This window comes from Bradyrhizobium sp., assembly GCF_049586575.1.
In the GTDB taxonomy this organism is placed as follows: Bacteria; Pseudomonadota; Alphaproteobacteria; order Rhizobiales; family Xanthobacteraceae; genus Bradyrhizobium.
In genome coordinates, this window is sequence record NZ_JBAVCF010000660.1 from 1 (window position 1) to 1,990 (window position 1,990).

At 58.5% G+C, this 1,990-nt stretch carries 1 protein-coding gene and 1 pseudogene; both read left to right on the forward strand.

All coding sequences use genetic code 11. The annotated features are described in order from the left end of the window. Positions 1-651: 651 nt before the first annotated feature. A protein-coding gene (locus WB528_RS24220; RefSeq protein ID WP_423891463.1) for an IS630 family transposase occupies positions 652-1,612 on the forward strand; the annotation gives its coding sequence in 2 pieces (ribosomal slippage) (positions 652-990 and positions 992-1,612; 960 coding nt in all). 274 nt (positions 1,613-1,886) lie between these two features. After that, positions 1,887-1,990 (forward strand): annotated as a pseudogene (locus tag WB528_RS24225) (IS481 family transposase); the annotation flags it as partial.

The window sequence follows — 1,990 nt, forward strand, 5'->3', positions numbered from 1 at the left end:
TCCGTCGTCTGCCATAGACCCGCGCGAACGAAGGCTACCAGTGCAGTTGTTATTGAGCCCGGTCGACTCTAAATCGCTGGCGCGGTCCCATCTTCGTCGGGTGAGCGGCTTGGATCGGCATGAGCCAGCTTGGTGTCTCGGGTGCAATTATTCGAGACGTAGCACCACACCGAGAAAATCCAGCCCACCGGATGTTGAAAGGTGCGTGGCAACGTTCCGCGAAGCCAATATGATGATCTAAAGCGGCGGATCGACGCTTAAACGATGAACAGAAGTCGGCATATTTCAACCACCTCAAATCAACTTATGCCCCCGTTAACGAGGGCTATGCACAAGCCAGTAGCGGGGACCGGGAGCGAATTTTAAAGGAGGTTCGAGATGTCTCCCGCCAGTTATGGACCGCTGGTAATCGGCCTCAGGCGCTGGCGCTCGGTGTCATCATGCTGAACGTCGAGAGTCAGTTCCTGCCGGGTGATGATGCCGCCTATGTCAAGGCCGCGACTGATGCGCTGATAAAGGAGGCAGTGCGTAAGGGACGGAAGTTGGGAAATGCGGGCCGCTAGAGCGGGATGAGGTTAGGTTGATTCGATTTGGGATTCCCAAATCAGGGCGGCTCTGATTCAACATGCTGGCTGGAGGAGGTCAGCATGGATGGGCAAACCTTATTCGATGGATCTTCGTGAGCGGGTAGTTGCGGCAGTCGATCCGGGTGGTCTGTCCTGCCATCGGGCGGCGGCGCAATTTGGGGTGGGCGTCAACACGGCCATTCTCTGGGTTCGGCGCTTCCGAGAGACCGGCAGCGTTGCGCCGGGCCAGATGGGCGGGCACAAGCCGAAGAAGATTTCGGGGAAACACCGTGATTGGTTGCTGGAGCGCACCAGGGCAAGGGACTTCACCTTGCGCGGGCTTGTCGCCGAACTCGCCGAGCGCGGGCTGAAGGTCGACTACCGGTCAGTGTGGGAGTTCGTCCACGCCGAGAATCTGAGCTTCAAAAAAAAGCGTCGTCGCCAGCGAACGCGACCGTCCTGACGTCGCCCGCCGGCGCGCGCAATGGCAGAAGTATCAGGGCCAGATCGATCCTGAGCGCCTGGTCTTCATCGACGAGACCTGGACCAAGACCAACATGGCCACCTTGCGGGGCTGGGCGCCGTGCGGCACCAGGCTCACAGCCAAAGTCCCGCACGGTCACTGGAAGACCACAACCTTCCTGGCCGCATTGCGCTACGATCGGATCGAGGCACCATGGGTTCTCGATGGCCCGATCGACGGTGAGAGCTTCACAGTTTACGTCGAGAAAGTTCTGCTCCCGACCCTGCAGCCCGGGGACATCGTCATCATGGACAATCTCGGCAGCCACAAAGGTAAAGTCGTGCGAGCACTCATCCGCTCGGTTGGCGCAAAGCTCTTCTTTCTGCCGAAATATTCGCCCGATCTGAACCCTATCGAGCAGGTCTTCGCCAAGCTCAAGCACCTCCTGCGCAAAGCCGCCGCACGAACCGTCGAGGCCGTCTGGGCCGCAATCGGGCAGGCGCTCACAGCCTTTATGCCAAACGAATGTGCCAACTACTTCGAAAACGCGGGATATGCTCAACCTAAATTCATCCCGCTCTAGCGGGCTGTGGGGGTGGATCTACCGTTAATGGGATGGTCCGGCCGTGCTCCTGCCCCACCAGCAATAGAATGCTGAGAAGGGGTGCCAAAGACAAGGAGCACGCGATGTCCAGGAAGCTCGAGAGCACAATCGCCGTATCGATATCGGCAAGAACTCGTTCCACCGATTGGTACCTCAAATCAGATGGTTCACGAGCTGGTCGAAGATCACACCGGTCATTGTCGTTTCGCGATGTTTCCGTTCCGCAACGGGGGAAGTCTATGCCTTCCCGGTGTTTGAGAGCGTATTCAAGGAGTTTGGCCTGCCGCGGGCCATCCGCACCGACAACGGCGTTCCCTTTGCCAGTCCCAATTCCCTGTTCAACCTCTCAAAGCTCTC